This is a genomic window from Staphylococcus sp. 11511212, assembly GCF_011394755.1.
GTDB lineage: Bacteria > Bacillota > Bacilli > Staphylococcales > Staphylococcaceae > Staphylococcus > Staphylococcus chromogenes.
The window spans coordinates 49545-67746 of sequence record NZ_JAANBQ010000002.1 but is presented as its reverse complement, the minus strand read 5'-3'; the positions used below and the strand labels follow the sequence as shown (position 1 = coordinate 67746).

General features: G+C 38.7%; 15 protein-coding genes, 2 tRNA genes, 1 pseudogene and 1 riboswitch. Of the genes and pseudogenes, 16 read left to right on the top strand and 2 right to left on the bottom strand.

Features of this window, described 5'->3' with window-relative positions; translation table 11 throughout:
- Positions 1-45: 45 nt before the first annotated feature.
- Positions 46-147: riboswitch (SAM riboswitch) on the top strand.
- A gap of 76 nt (positions 148-223) precedes the next feature.
- The 6 genes from metX (at position 224) to G8Y84_RS00605 (ending at position 7974) form a co-directional block, all read left to right on the top strand.
- Entirely contained in the window at positions 224-1189 is a 966-nt protein-coding gene (metX, locus tag G8Y84_RS00630; protein WP_103159121.1) for a homoserine O-acetyltransferase MetX, read from the top strand.
- A gap of 334 nt (positions 1190-1523) precedes the next feature.
- Positions 1524-2429, top strand: a complete 906-nt coding sequence (locus tag G8Y84_RS00625; protein WP_037575303.1) for a DUF2232 domain-containing protein — start codon at positions 1524-1526, stop codon at positions 2427-2429.
- An 11-nt stretch (positions 2430-2440) separates the two neighbouring features.
- A complete protein-coding gene (locus G8Y84_RS00620; protein ID WP_103159120.1) occupies positions 2441-4408 on the top strand; it encodes a DHH family phosphoesterase in 1968 nt (655 codons plus the stop codon).
- Positions 4405-4851: a 50S ribosomal protein L9 gene (gene rplI, locus G8Y84_RS00615; protein ID WP_103159119.1), complete on the top strand. Its 447-nt coding sequence runs from the start codon at positions 4405-4407 to the stop codon at positions 4849-4851. The genes G8Y84_RS00620 and rplI overlap by 4 nt, the downstream gene beginning before the upstream one ends.
- 145 nt (positions 4852-4996) lie before the next feature.
- Positions 4997-6397, top strand: a complete 1401-nt coding sequence (dnaB, locus tag G8Y84_RS00610; protein WP_103159118.1) for a replicative DNA helicase — start codon at positions 4997-4999, stop codon at positions 6395-6397.
- A gap of 290 nt (positions 6398-6687) precedes the next feature.
- Positions 6688-7974, top strand: a complete 1287-nt coding sequence (locus G8Y84_RS00605; protein ID WP_037575297.1) for an adenylosuccinate synthase — start codon at positions 6688-6690, stop codon at positions 7972-7974.
- Between the two features lie 77 nt (positions 7975-8051).
- Here G8Y84_RS00605 and G8Y84_RS00600 read toward each other — a convergent pair whose 3' ends face one another.
- Complete coding sequence (locus G8Y84_RS00600) at positions 8052-8336, bottom strand: YrhK family protein (protein WP_051604985.1); 285 nt, start codon at positions 8334-8336, stop codon at positions 8052-8054.
- Between the two features lie 287 nt (positions 8337-8623).
- On the opposite strand from G8Y84_RS00600, the gene G8Y84_RS00595 reads away from it, so the two are divergent.
- The 10 genes and pseudogenes from G8Y84_RS00595 to G8Y84_RS00535 all read left to right on the top strand — a co-directional run bounded on the left by G8Y84_RS00595 (position 8624) and on the right by G8Y84_RS00535 (position 17525).
- Positions 8624-8698, top strand: a tRNA-Glu gene (locus G8Y84_RS00595).
- A gap of 6 nt (positions 8699-8704) precedes the next feature.
- A tRNA-Asp gene (locus G8Y84_RS00590) sits at positions 8705-8778 on the top strand.
- A 246-nt stretch (positions 8779-9024) separates the two neighbouring features.
- Positions 9025-9726: a response regulator YycF gene (yycF, locus tag G8Y84_RS00585; RefSeq protein WP_037575295.1), complete on the top strand. Its 702-nt coding sequence runs from the start codon at positions 9025-9027 to the stop codon at positions 9724-9726.
- Positions 9727-9741: 15 nt separating this feature from the next.
- On the top strand, positions 9742-11574 hold the full coding sequence (gene walK, locus G8Y84_RS00580) for a cell wall metabolism sensor histidine kinase WalK (protein WP_105965568.1): 1833 nt from the start codon (positions 9742-9744) through the stop codon (positions 11572-11574).
- Positions 11564-12901 carry a YycH family regulatory protein gene (locus tag G8Y84_RS00575; RefSeq protein ID WP_165806047.1) on the top strand — a complete coding sequence of 446 codons (1338 nt, stop codon included), beginning with the start codon at positions 11564-11566 and terminating at the stop codon, positions 12899-12901. Before walK ends, G8Y84_RS00575 begins: the two co-directional genes overlap by 11 nt.
- Positions 12898-13674: a two-component system regulatory protein YycI gene (locus G8Y84_RS00570; RefSeq protein ID WP_037575288.1), complete on the top strand. Its 777-nt coding sequence runs from the start codon at positions 12898-12900 to the stop codon at positions 13672-13674. Before G8Y84_RS00575 ends, G8Y84_RS00570 begins: the two co-directional genes overlap by 4 nt.
- Positions 13675-13699: 25 nt before the next feature.
- A complete protein-coding gene (locus G8Y84_RS00565) occupies positions 13700-14482 on the top strand; it encodes an MBL fold metallo-hydrolase (protein ID WP_037575285.1) in 783 nt (260 codons plus the stop codon).
- Between the two features lie 132 nt (positions 14483-14614).
- Positions 14615-15885: pseudogene (locus G8Y84_RS11275) on the top strand (arsenic transporter).
- A gap of 783 nt (positions 15886-16668) precedes the next feature.
- Positions 16669-17148, top strand: coding sequence for a 23S rRNA (pseudouridine(1915)-N(3))-methyltransferase RlmH (rlmH, locus tag G8Y84_RS00540; protein WP_037575283.1), 480 nt, complete (start codon positions 16669-16671; stop codon positions 17146-17148).
- Positions 17149-17333: 185 nt separating this feature from the next.
- Positions 17334-17525 (top strand): hypothetical protein, encoded by a 192-nt coding sequence (locus G8Y84_RS00535; protein ID WP_107366684.1) that lies wholly within the window; start codon positions 17334-17336, stop codon positions 17523-17525.
- 357 nt (positions 17526-17882) lie between these two features.
- Here the strand turns inward: G8Y84_RS00535 and G8Y84_RS00530 are convergent, their stop codons facing one another.
- On the bottom strand, positions 17883-18098 hold the full coding sequence (locus G8Y84_RS00530) for a hypothetical protein (protein ID WP_107366685.1): 216 nt from the start codon (positions 18096-18098) through the stop codon (positions 17883-17885).
- Between the last annotated feature and the right edge of the window lie 104 nt (positions 18099-18202).

Sequence of the window (18202 nt, the reverse complement as noted above, 5' to 3'; positions counted from 1 at the left end):
AGAATATTCTGAATGCGTTATGATAACTAATAATTGAATAGAACAAGCTTATTAAGAGAAGTTGAGGGATTTGGCCCTGTGATGCTTCAGCAACCACTTAGAAATAAGTACGGTGCTACAACCAACGAAAGAATCGAGTGATAAGTCGTTTATCGTTAATTTGAGTTGTATTGTCGTACTTAGGCAATACAACTTTTTTATATTTTTAGAGGGAGGGCATACTTTGGCGGAATATAAAGTAGATACGTTATATTTAGGAGAATTTACGATGGAATCTGGAGAAACGATAAATAATTTACAATTGAGATATGAACATGTCGGTCATCCGGGGCAACCCCTCGTTTTGGTTTGTCACGCCTTAACAGGTAATCATTTAACTTACGGTACGGAGGAACATCCGGGGTGGTGGCGCGAAATAATCGATGGGGGTTATATGCCTTTTCACGACTATCAGTTTTTGACATTTAATGTGATTGGAAGCCCGTTTGGTTCTAGCTCTCGTCTCACGGAAGAAAACTTTCCTATGCGACTGACGATTCGAGACATTGTCCGTGCGATTGAGCTCGGCTTACAAGCATTGCAATTTGAAAAAATAGAAGTATTGATTGGTGCTTCACTCGGTGGGATGCAAGTGATGGAGTTATTATACAATCAGAAATTTATTGTAAAAAAAGCAGTTATTCTTGCCGCAACTGCTAAAACCTCGTCTTACTCCCGAGCTTTCAATGAAATCGCACGTCAAGCGATTCATTTAGGGGGTAGGGAAGGCTTAAGTATAGCACGTCAACTGGGGTTTTTAACTTATCGCTCTTCTAAAAGTTATGAAGCCCGCTTCACGCCTGACGAAGTCGTAACATATCAAAAACATCAAGGCGATAAATTTAAAAATACGTTCGATTTAAACTGTTACCTGACACTGCTCGACGTCTTAGATAGTCATGATGTGTTCCGTGGGCGCGAGGATGTCTCTGACGTTTTTCAATCCTTAAATACAAAAGTGTTAACGATGGGTTTCACGGATGATTTATTATATCCAGACGATCAAGTCGCAGCGCTAGGAGAGTACTTCCAATATCATCGTCATTTCTTCGTGCCAGATAATGTCGGACATGATGGTTTTTTACTTAACTTCAATGATTGGGCCCCGTATTTATATCACTTTTTAGAACTTTCAAGATTCAGACGCTAAACTTAGACGAATATGTTACATTTTTGTTATAATTATGTAAATGAGGTGCACAGAGGTGGGCTGTATTTGAGTTGAAATAACTGAAATACAGCTCCACTATTGTTAACAATCTATTACAAAGCTTATTGTGGGTAACCTCCTCTTCGTAAAAGCCTCAATACAACTATTTTAAGCTTGTCAAAATATAGATGGTAAAAATGAAAGCGATGAAAGAGAGGGACACTCAATTTAATGCGCCCTTTACATCGCCATAGTTTCACTTTGACGTCTGTTGTAAACCCTTGTCAAAGCCTGTAAAATAGTGACTATAAATCTAAGTTTGGAAGTGGCGTTATTGTTTTCGAAAATTAAACCTAAAGAAACCCTTTTAGGTACCTTAGCCTTAATTGTGGTAGCTTTAGTCATGCATTTTATGCCAGTGCTAGGCGTTATCATTATCTTTTTTGCACCGCTTCCAGGAATCATTCTTTGGTACCGCTCTAAATATTCATTCGGTTTTGCAGCGCTCATTTCGATTATGGTTGCAACACTGACGGGGAGTTTGTTTGTACAAACCTTTATGATTATTTTACTCCTCGCGAGTTTAGTCATTAGTCAGTTATTAATCCAAAGAGTTTCTAAGGAACGCATATTGTATATTGTCACGATGGTGACGAGTATTGTGACGTTAGGTGCAATGATGATTTTACAAAGCATCAGAATGTTTCCCTATGCGCATGAATTGTTAGAACCTTATAGAAAAGTTGTTAACGAAGCAATTCGAATAGAAAATTTAGATGCCCAATCTTCAAAAGTGTTGGAAGCATCTGTAGAACAAATGGCAATCCAAATGCCAGCGTTTATTGTAGTGGGTCTCACGTTGTTCTTTATGTTGTCGTTACTCATTATTTTTCCGATTTTACGTCAATTTAAAGTAGCAACGCCGGTATATCGACCTTTATATTTATGGCAATTAAGTAAATCTATCTTTATTATATATGCCATTGCTTTGCTCGTAAGCATTGTGACAGAACCATCAACAACGGCTCAAAGCATCAGTTTAAACTTTATCATCGTCTTAGGTTTCTTACTTGTCATTCAAGGTTTAAGTTTTATTCATTATGCTTGTACACTTAAAAAGTTTCCAATAGGTGTGACAGTCCTTTTAATTATTGTAGGGATTTTCGCATATCCACTTACACGCCTGATTGGCTTGTTAGATCTTGGATTAAACTTAAAAAGCATGCTTAAAAAACGTTGAGAGGTGACAAAATGAAACGTCAATCGGTAAAGAAATCGTTACTCTTACCTTTTATATTGATTACGTTAATCGCGATTGCCAGTGTTGGTGTAAGCTTTTTCTTTAGTGTCGTATTTGGTTTTATCGCTGCGATAACACTGTTTATCGTGTTGATTGTGTGTGCTTTTTTATTTAGATGGACGTTTAAAAAACTAGATACGTACTTAGAAGATTTAAGTGGAAAAGTGACATTAGCGAGCAATCATGCTGTTAAAAATATGCCAATTGGGATTATTGTGTTAAACCAAAATGACCAAATCGAATGGATGAATCAATTTCTATCAGAACGGACAGAGCGTAACGTTATTTCCGATCCAATCAATGAAGTGTATCCCAACATACTGAAGCAATTGGATAAGGCGAAAGAAATTGAACTCACGCAAAATGGCTATACCTATCGTGTGAAATATTCCAAAAACGAAGGGATTTTATATTTCTTAGACATTACAGAAGAAGCGGAAATTAACAAAGCCTACGAAGATGAGCAACCGATTATCGCAACACTCTTTTTAGATAACTACGATGAAATTACGCAAAATATGAATGATACGCAGCGTTCTGAAATCAACTCTATGGTGACACGTGTGATTAGCCGATGGGCACAAGAACATAACGTTTATTTTAAGCGTTACAGTTCTGATCAGTTTGTGGCTTACTTGAATCGTCGGATTTTGCGTGAAATCGAGGAAACCAACTTTGATATTTTAAGTCAGTTGCGTGAAAAGAGCGTCGGCTATCGTGCACAGTTAACGCTCAGTATTGGGGTTGGGGAAGGATCAGAAAACTTAATCGATCTTGGCGAAATGTCGCAATCTGGCTTAGACTTAGCTCTAGGACGTGGGGGAGACCAAGTGGCGATTAAAAGTGCGAACGGTAATGTGCGCTTTTACGGCGGTAAGACTGACCCGATGGAAAAACGGACACGTGTGCGTGCTCGAGTGATTTCTCACGCGCTCAAAGATATTTTACTTGAAGGCGACAAGGTCATCGTGATGGGGCATACACGACCGGATTTAGATGCGATTGGGGCAGCAATCGGTGTCACACGTTTTGCGATGATGAATAACCTCGAATCCTATATCGTTCTCAATGACTCAGATATCGATCCGACATTACGTCGTGTGATGGACGAAATCGATCAAAAACCTGAGCTCAAAGAACGTTTTGTCACATCAGATGAAGCGTGGGATATGATGACGAGCAAAACAACTTTAGTCATTGTAGATACGCATAAACCTGAAATGGTCATCGATAAAGATATTTTAAATAAAGCGAACCGTAAAGTCGTCATCGATCATCATCGACGCGGGGAAGACTTTATCGCCAATCCTTTATTAATTTATATGGAACCTTATGCAAGTTCTACAGCTGAACTTGTGACGGAGTTGTTAGAGTATCAAACGACAGAACAACGTTTGACACGTTTAGAGTCGACAGTGATGTATGCGGGTATTATTGTAGATACACGTAATTTTACGCTTCGTACGGGTTCACGTACCTTTGATGCGGCGAGCTATTTACGCGCGCACGGCGCAGATACGATTTTAACGCAACATTTCTTAAAAGATGATATCGATACGTATATCAAACGTTCAGAGTTAATACGTACGGTGAATCTGCAAGACAATGGCATCGCGATAGCCCATGGCGACGAGGATCAAATTTATCATCCTGTGACAGTGGCTCAAGCTGCAGATGAATTGTTAAGTTTAGATGGCGTTGAAGCCTCATACGTGGTCGCTAAGCGTGAAGATGATGTTATCGGGATCTCTGCCCGCTCTCTAGGTGAATTTAATGTGCAGTTGACGATGGAAGCGCTTGGCGGGGGCGGTCATTTAACAAATGCCGCGACGCAAATGAAAGACGTTACCGTCGAACAGGCCATTGAACAATTACAAACAGCCATCCAAGAACAAATTGATAGGAGTGATAATGCATGAAAGTAATTTTCACACAAGATGTTAAAGGTAAAGGTAAAAAAGGTGAAGTTAAAAACGTACCAGTCGGTTACGCAAACAACTTTTTAATTAAAAACAACTATGCGGTCGAAGCGACACCTGGAAACCTTAAAAAGTTAGAACAACAAAACAAACGTATTGAAAAAGACAAACAACAAGAATTAGACGATGCGAAAGCGTTAAAAGCTCAATTAGAAGATCTTGAAGTCGAAGTCACAGCAAAATCAGGAGAAAGCGGTAAACTCTTTGGTTCTGTGAGTACGAAACAAATCGCAGAAGCATTACACAAACAACATGGCATCAAAATAGATAAACGTAAAATGGAACTTTCACATGGTATTCAAGCGTTAGGCTATACGAACGTGCCAGTGAAACTTCATAAAGATGTAGAGGGCGTTATTCGCGTGCATACAGTTGAGAAATAAAACTTTCTCATAATTTATGATTTAAGGGAGTAGGATAGAAATCGATGAGATTTCAAGATTCTACCCCCTTAATTTTTTTGTGAACCACTATGAATAGTGGTAAAATATGTAAAGTATCTAAAAGGACGTAAGGGAGGTTAATCGCATGGATGGAATGTATGAGCATCAACAAATGCCCCATAGCAATGAAGCGGAACAATCCGTGTTAGGTGCGATATTTTTAGATCCAGAATTAATCGCTTCAACGCAAGAAATTCTTTTGCCGGAATCTTTTTATCGTACTGCACACCAACATATTTTCCGTGCGATGATGAACCTAAATGAAGACGGTAATGACATTGACATTGTGACAGTGCTCGACCGTTTGACACAAGACGGGGTCATCAGTGAATCGGGTGGGCCTCAATATCTTGCTGAAATCACATCCAATGTTCCGACGACGCGTAATATTCAATACTATACAGACGTCGTCTTTAAAAATGCAGTGAAGCGTAAGTTAATCCATACGGCGGATAGGATCGCGAACGATGGATATAACGAAGAGTTAGATATTGATACTGTATTAAATGATGCAGAGCGACGCATTTTAGAATTGTCTTCGACACGTGAGAGCGACGGGTTTAAAGATATTCGAGACGTTTTAGGCCAAGTGTATGATAATGCTGAAGCCCTCGATCAAAATAGCGGGCAAACCCCTGGGATTCCAACAGGTTATCGTGATTTAGACCAAATGACGGCAGGATTTAATCGTAACGATTTGATTATATTAGCGGCACGTCCATCGGTAGGTAAGACTGCTTTCGCACTAAATATTGCGCAAAAAGTGGCCACGCATGAAGACCAATATACCGTAGGCATTTTCTCACTTGAAATGGGGGCGGACCAGTTAGCAACGCGTATGATTTGTAGCTCTGGGAATGTCGATTCGAATCGTTTACGGACAGGAACAATGACTGAAGAAGACTGGAATCGCTTTACGGTCGCTGTCGGGAAATTATCTCGTACGAAAATTTTCATCGATGATACCCCTGGGATTCGCATTACAGACTTGCGCTCGAAATGCCGTCGTTTAAAACAAGAGCACGGACTTGATATGATTGTGATTGACTACTTGCAGTTAATCCAAGGCAGTGGCTCACGTGCGTCAGATAACCGTCAACAAGAAGTCTCTGAAATTTCTCGTATGTTAAAAGGGATTGCTCGTGAACTTGAGTGCCCGGTCATTGCCCTTAGTCAGTTATCACGTGGGGTAGAACAACGTCAAGATAAACGTCCGATGATGAGTGACATACGTGAATCAGGATCTATTGAGCAAGATGCGGATATTGTTGCCTTTTTATATCGTGATGATTACTACAATCGTGGCGAAGGAGAAGAGGATGACGATGACGGAGGATTTGAACCCCAAACGAACGATGAAAACGGTGAAATTGAAATCATCATCGCCAAGCAACGTAACGGCCCGACCGGTACAGTGAAACTACACTTCATGAAACAATATAATAAGTTTACAGACATTGATTATGCCCATGCTGAAATGGGATAATAATACAATATAAAAATATTTTTCCGTACATTAAGCAAATTTTTGTTTTTAATGTACGGATTTTTGTTCGTTTCCAAAGCCTAATTTCAACTTAAGTATGTTTTTGAAGAATTCTAGTTTTTGTCTTAAATAAGCTTATTATGCGCTGTGACAAGGTTAAATGAGATTTTCTAATATGTTTTTCTTAAGAGATGATTCTAAAATTTAACGTTCGTTTTTTGGTTTGCATTCCAACTGTGAGACTGGTAAAATACACTTTGGTTAATTGAGAAAACGTTGGAGGTGCTCTTATGTCATCAATCGTAGTAGTTGGGACACAATGGGGAGACGAAGGAAAAGGTAAAATTACAGACTTTTTAGCAGAACAAGCAGATGTCATTACACGTTTTTCAGGCGGTAATAATGCAGGACACACAATCAAGTTTGACGGTGAAACGTACAAATTGCACTTAGTACCCTCAGGTATTTTCTATAAAGAAAAATTATCTGTTATTGGTAACGGTGTGGTTGTAGATCCTGTCGCATTATTAAAAGAATTAGACGGATTAAATGAACGTGGGGTTGCAACTGATAACTTGCGCATTTCGAACCGTGCTCACGTCATCCTTCCATACCACTTAAAGCAAGACGAATTAGAAGAAGAACGTCGTGGTGATAATAAAATTGGTACGACGAAAAAAGGGATTGGCCCAGCCTACGTCGACAAAGCACAACGTATAGGTATTCGCATGGCAGACCTGTTAGATAAAGAAGTATTCGAACAACGCTTAAAAGAGAATTTAGCTTATAAAAATGATTACTTCCGAGGTATGTTTAAACAAGACGCACCTTCATTTGAAGAGATTTTTGAAGAATATTACGAAGCGGGTCAACGTTTAGCACCTTACGTGACAGATACTGCAAAAGTTTTAGATGATGCATTTGTCGCAAATGAAAAAGTATTGTTCGAAGGGGCACAAGGTGTCATGTTAGACATCGACCACGGGACATATCCATTTGTCACTTCAAGTAATCCTGTCGCAGGGAACGTGACAGTAGGTACTGGCGTAGGTCCTACACAAGTTTCAAAAGTCGTTGGCGTATGTAAAGCTTACACATCACGTGTCGGCGATGGTCCATTCCCAACAGAACTTTTCGATGAAGATGGCCATCACATTCGTGAAATCGGCCGTGAATATGGAACAACAACAGGTCGTCCTCGTCGTGTCGGTTGGTTTGACTCAGTCGTGTTACGTCACTCACGCCGTGTGAGCGGTATTACGGACTTATCTATCAATTCGATTGATGTTTTAACAGGTTTAGATACAGTAAAAATCTGTACAGCTTACGAATTAGACGGTAAAGAAATTACAGAATACCCGGCGAACTTGAATGATTTAAAACGTTGTAAGCCAATTTTTGAAGAATTACCAGGTTGGAAAGAAGATATTACAGGCGTACGTAGTCTAGACGAATTACCAGATAATGCACGTCGCTACTTAGAACGCATTTCTGAATTATGTAACGTCCACATCTCTATCTTCTCTGTCGGTCCTGACCGTAATCAAACGAATATCGTTGAAAAACTATGGATTTAATCTTATAGAGGGAAGTCTAACCGTAACGTTGCGGTTAGACTTCCCTATTTTTGTTTTACATGAAGAAAAGACGCATATTAGCGCGATTTAGACGTGGATTTGTCATTGTGATGACGATCAAGTGCCGCCATATGTAAATCATGAATCATTGCAATCAGTGGTCGAATAATCATTTGAATACTTCCGATGACAAACAGTACGGTGCCTTGAAAAACAGTCGTCTCTGAGAAAAATAAAAAGCTCCCAATTAAAAAGATGAGACCTAACACAACATCATTCAGTTGGTAGAGGGCTTTATAAATAAATGATTTCGCATTTTTTTGTTCACTAAAGTTGAGTTGAGCTTGTGGCTTTTTTGGCATTTTATCTGTACCTCCTCGTATTGTTTGATTTACTTTACCCGTTATTAAAAATAAAACTGACATTATGAGAGGACTTTTAGTTGAGGAACCCCCCTTTAAATGTGAAAAATGTCTGATATTATAGTAAACTAACGCTTCACGCCATAAGTGAAACATATTGATATGACAGACTTTTGAGTGTGTTTTTAAACAATGTAAAGCGTATGTGAAAATTTATTGAAAAAAATTTAAAAATTGTCTTGCACTCAGGAAATGGGGGTGCTATAATCAATCTTGTGTTCAAAAGAGGCTCCTTGGTCAAGCGGTTAAGACACCGCCCTTTCACGGCGGTAACACGGGTTCGAGTCCCGTAGGAGTCACCATGATATGGTCCCGTAGTGGAGCGGTTTAACACGCCTGCCTGTCACGCAGGAGATCGCGGGTTCGATTCCCGTCGGGACCGCTAATTGCTCATCCAAATATGGATGGGCATTTTTTTATACGTAAATATAGGAAAATGTGAGTACGATATAAAGAGCAATGGGTTAAGTTGGAACAGACTTAATGCCGTTGTTTTTTTATTTGAGCAGAAGGGATTCAAGTAAATAGATAGAATTTGCCCTTTAGAAGTGATACATTATAAGATATAGGATTATGCCAATTGGAAACGTATAATTTTGCACTTTAATATGAAATGGGGTCAAAGCATATGGCAAGAAAAGTAGTCGTAGTCGACGATGAAAAACCAATTGCAGATATATTAGAATTTAATTTGAAAAAAGAAGGTTACGAAGTCTACGTCGCTTACGATGGCGACGACGCCGTAGATTTAATTTACGAACAAGAACCGGACATCGTTTTATTAGACATTATGTTACCTGGACAAGACGGTATGGAAGTCTGCCGCGAAGTTCGAAAAAAATACGATATGCCAATCATTATGTTAACAGCCAAAGACTCTGAAATTGATAAAGTTTTAGGGCTCGAGCTAGGCGCGGATGACTATGTGACTAAACCTTTCAGTACGCGCGAATTAATTGCACGTGTGAAAGCCAACTTACGTCGTCATTATACACAACCGACACAAGAGGCTGAAGCGCAATCTAATGATATTGCGATTAAAGATATTGTCATTTACCCTGATGCGTATTCCATTAAAAAGCGTGGCAAAGATATTGATTTAACACATCGTGAATTTGAATTATTTCATTATTTAGCCAATCATATGGGACAAGTTATGACACGTGAACATCTGCTTCAAACGGTCTGGGGTTATGATTACTTTGGTGATGTACGTACAGTTGACGTGACGATTCGCCGCTTGCGAGAAAAAATTGAAGATGATCCCTCTCACCCGGATTATATAGTCACACGTCGTGGTGTTGGTTATTTTCTTCAACAACATGATTAGAGGATGATGCTTAATATGAAGTGGTTAAAACAATTTCAATCCCTTCACACTAAGCTCGTTATTGTCTACGTTTTACTCATCATTATCGGTATGCAAATTATCGGTCTTTATTTCACAAACAGTCTTGAAAAAGAAATGACCGAGACATTTAAGACAAATATCTCCCAAAATGCGAAACAAATAGAGCTCAGTATCGAGAAAATATATGCGGATGAAAATGGGGCGACAAACACCCAAAAAGATATTCAAAATTTATTGAATGAGTACGCCAACCGTAATGAAATGATTGAAATACGTTTCATCGATACAGATCAAATCATTTTAGCGACTTCGAAACAATCGAATCGTCATATGATCAATCAAAAAGCGAATGAAAGTTCCATTCAAAAAGCACTGTCACTTGGGCAAGAAAATTCAGACACAGTACTTAAAGATTATGGTGAAGGAAAACAACGTGTCTGGGTGAAAAATATGCCTGTGACCACAAGTGAAGGAATTATTGGCGATATTTATATCGAATCCAATATCAACCAAGTCTATGACCAGTTAAGCAACATTAACCAAATCTTTATCGTCGGAACTTTGATTTCTCTTATCATTACAGTGATTCTTGGGTTCTTTATCGCACGGACGATTACAAAACCGATTACAGATATGCGTAACCAAACGGTAGAGATGTCAAAAGGGAATTATACACAGCGTGTGAAAATCTACGGCAATGACGAGATTGGTGAGTTGGCGCTTGCCTTCAATAACTTGTCAAAACGTGTACAAGAAGCACAAGCCAATACCGAGAGTGAAAAGCGTCGTCTAGACTCTGTCATTACCCACATGAGTGACGGTATTGTTGCGACAGACCGACGGGGCCGTGTCCGTATTATTAACGATATGGCACTTAAAATGCTCGGTAAAATGAAAGAAGATGTTACAGGACAACATATTTTCGATATTTTAGACTTACGGGATACTTATACTTTAGAAGAGTTGAGTGAGGAACATGATAGCTTTCTCCTCGACATTAATGAAGAAGAAGGCATTATTGCCCGGGTAAACTTTAGTAATATTGTGCAACATACCGGCTTTGTCACGGGTTATATTGCCGTACTTCACGATGTTACAGAGCAACAACAAGTAGAAAAAGAACGTCGGGAATTCGTGGCCAACGTGTCGCACGAGCTCCGCACCCCATTAACTTCAATGAACAGTTACATCGAAGCGTTAGAAGAAGGGGCTTGGAAAGATGAATCCATTGCGCCACAATTTTTATCTGTCACACGTGAAGAAACCGAGCGTATGATTCGACTCGTGAACGATCTCCTTCATTTATCAAAAATGGATAATGAAACCGAACAAATCACAAAAGAAATTGTCGACTTTAATCTATTTATCAATAAAATTATTAACCGTCATGAAATGTCCGCCAAAGATACAACCTTTGTCCGCGACATTCCACAACAATCCATCTTTACAGAAATTGATCCAGACAAAATGACGCAAGTATTTGATAACGTCATTACGAATGCGATTAAATATTCTCGAGGTGAAAAACGCGTGGAGTTTCACGTGAAACAAAATGCGGTTCATAATCGATTAACGGTACGCATTAAAGATAACGGCATCGGGATACCGATTAACAAAGTCGATAAAATATTCGACCGCTTTTTCCGAGTGGATAAAGCGAGAACGCGTAAAATGGGCGGGACAGGTTTAGGCCTCGCCATTTCAAAAGAAATTGTCGAAGCCCACAACGGACGTATTTGGGCTAACAGTGTGGAAGGTCAAGGTACGTCCATATTCATTACGTTACCATGTGAAATGATAGAAGATGGTGATTGGGATGCGGATTAGAGAGTTAATCAAATCTATCATCTTAACCCTCCTCGTCATTTCGAGTCTCGTCTTAACGTTCATGATATGGAACTTTTCACCCGATGTGAACGACACTTACAGTGATACGAATAAAGAAAATACGAAGGCGATTGGTATGCGTTACGGTAAAGATGCGGGCCAAGTGATGACTCCCTTACAAATGATACATGTGGATGGGGAGAAGATGGAAGGTGCTCCAGCGACCCCTTATGTAAATGATTTCGCCAAGTTATTCGATAAACATCACATATCGAAAGTTGAAGAATTTCAAAATGATAACGGCCTTGCATTAAATACGTTAAGTGATCGATTAATCATTTTTGACTACCCGACAGACACCCCGCTTGCGATGTATTTGAATGAAGTGATGAACGTCCCGGCAAAAGTTCCGGCGAATTTTAAGTTTAACCGTATTATTTTAGATATTGGGCAGCGTCAAAAAGTAGACGCTTATGCGATTGATGCTGAGCGACATCGTGCGATTCGAATGCGTACCAACGTTTCTGTTAAGACGATTAATCAATATTTAAGTAATATGTCCTCGAGCTTAGAATCGTATACAGATATATTGACGGATCAAACAACAGTCAATAATGCGACGTATTTATATGCGCCGAAAGAACCGAAAGATTTACGCACGTACCGTACGATTTTTAGTAATATCAATGTCGAAGATTTAAATTCAATCTTATTTGACGATACGCCTATTGTGCGAACAACGAAAAGTGGCAACACGACTTACAATAACAATACAGGCATGGTCAATTATGATGCGAACAAAGAAACCTACAGTTATACGAATTTATCCGAAGACGAACATAGTACAAGAGATATGAATGTCGGGATACCAAGAACCTTTGATTTTATAAATAAACATGGTGGGTTTACAGACGATTTTCGTTTGTTTAAAGCCAATAGTGACAAAGGTGAAATGGTCTACCAAATGTTTGTCAACGGTCGACCGATTTTTGACTCAACCATTCGTAACCAAATTAAAGTCATTTGGGGCGAACGAGGCATCTTTGAATACAGTCGAGGATTGTTGAAGACAAATGTGACGGTCGATAACGGTGAAAAACCGAAAGTCTTACCAGAAGCTGAAGAAGTTCGCTCTGAGTTAGCAAGTAATGGGCGCGTGGATTTTGGCAAAGTGCAACTGATGACAGTTGGTTACCGTATGGTGACGAACAATGCATCCAGTGATGGCCTTGAAATTCAGCGCAATAGTCAATTTGTGCCCACGTGGTATATTAAGTATAATAATGCGTGGTATGAATTCAGAGATGGGGAGTTGATTAAACCGTGAACTGGCAACGAGCAAAAACCCTTTTCATTATTGTCTTCTTCCTCGCGAATCTCTGCTTAATTTATATTTACGTAGATAAAGTGAACAAATCACATGTAGATGATTCTGATAACGAAAATGCGGTGAATTTTGAACAAGAAAATATTAAACTGCCGAAAGATATGCCAAACGTCGAGGGTGTAAAAATGCGTTTAATAACCGCAGATTCCCACAATTTCGAAAGTGAAGCCAAAGATGATGACAAAGCTGACACAAGTAATGACGGCTTTACATTGACGCAAAAAATGGATAAAGCGGTGAATGTGAATGAAGACCCGATTTCTATCCTGAAACCATATATCGATGCGAATGTATACGGTGGAACGGGCTATCAATATCATGAAACAAGAAATGGTAAAATTATCTATGAACAAACGTATGATGGTTATCCAATTATGAATAATAATCGTGCGCGTCTCTCGTTTGATGTTGACGGGAAGAAAGCGACATCCTATACACAGTCAACGATGGAAGACATCCGTCCGTCTAAAGGTGAGAATAACCAACCACGTGATGTCCTTAGCGCACGAGAAGCGATTGAAACGCTATATTACAACCAATATTTAAAATCAGGTCAATCTGTAGACAGTATTCGTTTAGGCTACTACACTGTCGTAAAAGAAACGAACGTACAAGTCTTACAAGCGAACTGGGAAATTACCGTCAATAAAAATGGAAAACCTCATACGTATTACGTTGAAGCGGTATCGTCAAATCCGCAAATTACAGAATAATAGAAAGGGTGGTCACTTGATACGAATGAGTGTCCTCGCAAGTGGGAGTACAGGTAACGCCACTTATGTAGAAAGTGATAAAGGGAGTTTGTTAGTCGATGTCGGCTTAACAGGCAAGAAGATGGAAGCACTTTTCGATCAAATCGACCGAAAAATTTCAGATTTAAACGGGATTCTTGTCACACATGAACATTCCGACCATATTAAAGGCTTAGGCGTGCTCGCAAGAAAATACAACTTGCCCGTCTATGCGAATGAAAAAACGTGGACGTGTATCGAAAAGAAAGATTCACGTATTCCGTCTGCACAAAAATTTATTTTCAATCCATATGAAACAAAATCTATTGCGGGATTTGATGTTGAGTCCTTTAATGTTTCACATGATGCGATTGATCCGCAGTTTTATATTTTCCATAATGACTATAAGAAGCTAACGATGATTACGGATACAGGCTATGTGTCTGACCGTATGAAAGGAATGATTCGAGGAAGTGATGCTTTTATTTTTGAAAGCAATCACGACGTCGATATGTTGCGCATGTGTCGCTATCCTTGGAAGACGAAACAACGTATTTTAAGTGATATGGGTCACGTTTCGAATGAAGACGCTGCACATGCGATGACAGATGTCATTACGGGTCAAACGAAACGTATTTACTTGTCGCATCTTTCACAAGACAACAATATGAAAGATTTGGCGCGTATGAGTGTCGGCCAAATTTTACGCGAACATGATATTGATACCATCAATGAAGTGAAATTATGCGATACAGATAAAGCACAAGCGACACCGATTTATACATTGTAACGACACGAAGGGTTAAAAACGAGAGAAGGCGTTTTTAACCCTTTTTTCAAATTTGGGATAGCACTAAGGGGGAAGCGGGATGTCTAAAAAATCAAAGCAGGACAACGTTTCTAAAATTCAAGCTGATGTATGATGCTGACGCTACTCGCTGTAATTATTTTTGGTCTCACCTTATTATTTTTCATATCGCAACCAAAAGGAGTAGACATCGGCATTACTGCTGTCACAGGGGCACTCATCGCATTTCTCGTCGGTGTGGTCACGCTAAACGATGTGGTGACCGTGACACATATCGTATGGAATGCGACGCTCACATTTATCGCATTAATTATTATTTCTCTTATATTAGATGAAATCGGCTTTTTGAATGGGCAGCGCTTCATATAGCTCATGCTTCTCGAGGCAGTGGGTTTAAATGTTTCTCTATATGATGTTGTTAGGCGCTATTATAGCGGCGTTATTTGCGAATGATGGCGCAACGTTAATCTTAACGCCCATCGTTCTAGCTATGGTGCGACACCTTGGATTTAAAGCGCGGGCAGTCTTCCCTTTTGTGATTGCTTGTGGATTTATCGCAGATGCGACGTCACTACCATTTGCGATTAGTAATTTGGTGAACATCATTTCGGCAGACTACTTTCAAATAGGATTTACGGACTATCTCAAACACATGATAATACCGAACCTTTTTTCGCTAAGCGCGAACATCGTCGTCTCATGGCTATATTTTAAAAAAGCAGTGCCAAAATCTTTTGATGCAACACATATAAAAGCGTCGCATACAGCGATTAAAGATGTCACCCTCTTCCGACTCGCTTGGGTATCTTGATCTTGTTAATGATTGGCTATGTTTTGAGTGAATGGCTCAAAATGCCTGTCTCCTTCATCGCATGTACGGTGGCTATAATCTTTCACATGCCGTGAATACGCTAGCTGTCATGAAAGGTGCACCGTGGAATATCGTGTTCTTTTCAGTAGGCATGTATATCGTCGTGTATGGCCTCAAAAACGTGGGTATTACGCAACTCTTAGGCAATGTGCTCACATCCATTTCAAACTATGGATTATTTGGAAGTATTATGGGTATGGGCTTCATTTCGGCACTCCTCTCATCTAGCATGAATAACCTGCCGACCGTCTTGATTGATGCGATTGCGATCAGTCAAGCACAAGTGTCAGCACAGATTCAAGAAAGCATGATTTACGCAAATGTGATCGGTGCTGATTTAGGACCTAAAATCACACCTATTGGTTCACTCGCGACGTTATTGTGGCTCCATGTGCTTAATCAAAAAGGCGTAAAAATCAGTTGGGGCCTGTACTTTAAAATAGGCATTGTTATCACCATCTCCGTTCTTTTTATCACGTTACTCGGTTTATACATCACCATGTGTTTCATATAACAGGAGCCCAAAAATAGGCTCCTGTTTTTCTAGTTCTATAGTAAATCCTACTGATATATAAATAATTACATATATTTGATTGTTCCGTAAAGCCTCGCTTTTCTAGGCGCCTCACCTCAACTAATTTTAAGATTGAGACAATCTCAATCTTAAAATGGATTTTCGGATTCGGCTAGATGCCTCAGAAGTCTCGGCTTTGGAATCAATCAAATTTGCTATATTTATTCGCAACCCTATGCTTAAAATCTAGTTTAGCAACTCAATTTTACTGATTTAAGTTGTATTAAAATAGCCATTAATATTCAAAACTTTATGATTATAAAATGAAAAAGGGATAAAGCAATCCGTTATTTCCTAACTTCTTAATTTAATGTAATCAGTCCATTCCGATTTAATAGAAAGCGGTTTTTCTATGCTTAGAGGAAAATATACAAAGAGAGTGCTTTGAACAAAAGAGACATTCATGACATATACATAACTGAAAATTGTGATACCGCATGAAGTGTGAATTTGATAAAATGACATGAATAAATGTGCAAAAAACGCTAAAAGTTATCCCCAAATATGTGCACAAAAGTGGAGATCTATAAATAATCCACATGTTAATAACCCTTTTACTCACAAAGTTATACACATATACACAGACTTATTCACAATTATAGTGGATAAAATCGAAGTTTAGTGTTAAATAATTTATGCAAATTCGGTATAATGAGGATAAACCTGTGAATAACTGAATAATTTGTGGATAACTCAAGAGTTATAAACAAACTGGAGGAAATTATGAAAATCACCATCATCGCGGTTGGAAAATTAAAAGAGAAATATTGGAAACAGGCCATTGCAGAATATGAAAAACGTTTAAGTGCCTATACAAAAATTGACATTATCGAAGTGCCAGATGAAAAAGCACCCGAAACTATGAGTGACAAAGAAATCGAGCAAGTGAAAGAAAAAGAAGGCCAACGCATTCTAGCCAAAGTCAAACCCCAATCCACAGTCATCACACTAGAAATCCAAGGGAAAATGTTGAGCTCTGAAGGCCTCGCCAAAGAATTGGATCAACGCATGACGCAAGGTGCAAGCGACTTTACCTTTATCATCGGAGGATCGAACGGCTTACACCAAGACGTCATGAAACGAAGCAATTTTGCGTTATCATTCAGTAAAATGACCTTCCCACATCAAATGATGCGCGTCGTATTGTTAGAGCAAGTGTATCGCGCGTTTAAGATAAACAGAGGGGAAGCGTATCATAAATGATGAGTTTTTTAAAGTGATGCCATTAATGGAGGTGTGGGGGCGGACAACTTCCTACACATCAATATGCGATTGAAACAGTTTGGAAAACAATAGAGAAGGAAGGTGGGGATATACACATAGGACAAAAGATTTATTCGCTATTTCATAAATTAAATATAGATGTCATAGATTATAAGGCTGAAGCAGTGATTCAGACTTCAAATAGCAATGATTTTGGTTGGCTAATAGATATTATATTGCCAAGGATTAAAAAGTATCAACTTGTTGATCAACCCTTTGATATTTTAAAATTTAAGAAAAATCTTGAAAATGAATCCCAAAACTACAGGTCTGCTTTTATTCGTGATATGACCTTTGGTATTTTAGGACATGATTGATTAAGCTTTTATAAAGTTAAATAAAATGATGCTATCCAATTAAATGTAAACGATGCAAAATAGTATTCATAGAAATTTAAGTCACACAATTGTGAATCGCGTATTTCATCTACCACTACAAGAAAGTGACTATAGACATGAAGTTTGAGTTAATTCATCCTATGGTCAAATAATAAAACATGGAAGTCTGACAGGAGTCTAAAATCTCGATTAAACTCATAATTCTCTAACCATGAGCTTAAGTAATCTTAAACTTCGATATCACAGACTTAAATGATTTGATAAAATAATGACAAACGATACACGAACAAACCCTGCGCTAGCTTATAAGGGCACAGGGTTTTTAAAATATAAATTCTATTTGTTTCGCTCTCTTAATAATAAACCTAAAAGTGAAAGCGAGAGAACCGCAAAGACAATATTCATAATGGATAAAACTTCAATAATGACGATGTCTTTACCTAAACGTTCAAATGCGCTGTTTTGAAGTTCGTGGTCTGTTGTGAAGCTTTCTTCACTAACACGTGGGTCTTCGGCTAAATCATTTTTCATTCTACTTTTTACAAAAGGCATTATAACATCCTCCTTTGTTAGTGGTTACATTCCCTTTTGATAGTCTCACAAACTTTTCAAATGGTTTTCTTCTTTATTTATTTCTAAATCATTTCTTCATCACG

Coding starts and splice junctions, on each gene's coding strand:
- yycF (WP_037575295.1), top strand. CDS start 9,025: ATGGCAAGAAAAGTAGTCGTAGTCGACGATGAAAAACCAATTGCAGAT.
- G8Y84_RS00530 (WP_107366685.1), bottom strand. CDS start 18,098: ATGCCTTTTGTAAAAAGTAGAATGAAAAATGATTTAGCCGAAGACCCA.
- G8Y84_RS00620 (WP_103159120.1), top strand. CDS start 2,441: ATGAAACGTCAATCGGTAAAGAAATCGTTACTCTTACCTTTTATATTG.
- G8Y84_RS00600 (WP_051604985.1), bottom strand. CDS start 8,336: ATGCCAAAAAAGCCACAAGCTCAACTCAACTTTAGTGAACAAAAAAAT.
- rlmH (WP_037575283.1), top strand. CDS start 16,669: ATGAAAATCACCATCATCGCGGTTGGAAAATTAAAAGAGAAATATTGG.
- G8Y84_RS00575 (WP_165806047.1), top strand. CDS start 11,564: ATGCGGATTAGAGAGTTAATCAAATCTATCATCTTAACCCTCCTCGTC.
- walK (WP_105965568.1), top strand. CDS start 9,742: ATGAAGTGGTTAAAACAATTTCAATCCCTTCACACTAAGCTCGTTATT.
- rplI (WP_103159119.1), top strand. CDS start 4,405: ATGAAAGTAATTTTCACACAAGATGTTAAAGGTAAAGGTAAAAAAGGT.
- dnaB (WP_103159118.1), top strand. CDS start 4,997: ATGGATGGAATGTATGAGCATCAACAAATGCCCCATAGCAATGAAGCG.
- G8Y84_RS00565 (WP_037575285.1), top strand. CDS start 13,700: ATGAGTGTCCTCGCAAGTGGGAGTACAGGTAACGCCACTTATGTAGAA.
- G8Y84_RS00605 (WP_037575297.1), top strand. CDS start 6,688: ATGTCATCAATCGTAGTAGTTGGGACACAATGGGGAGACGAAGGAAAA.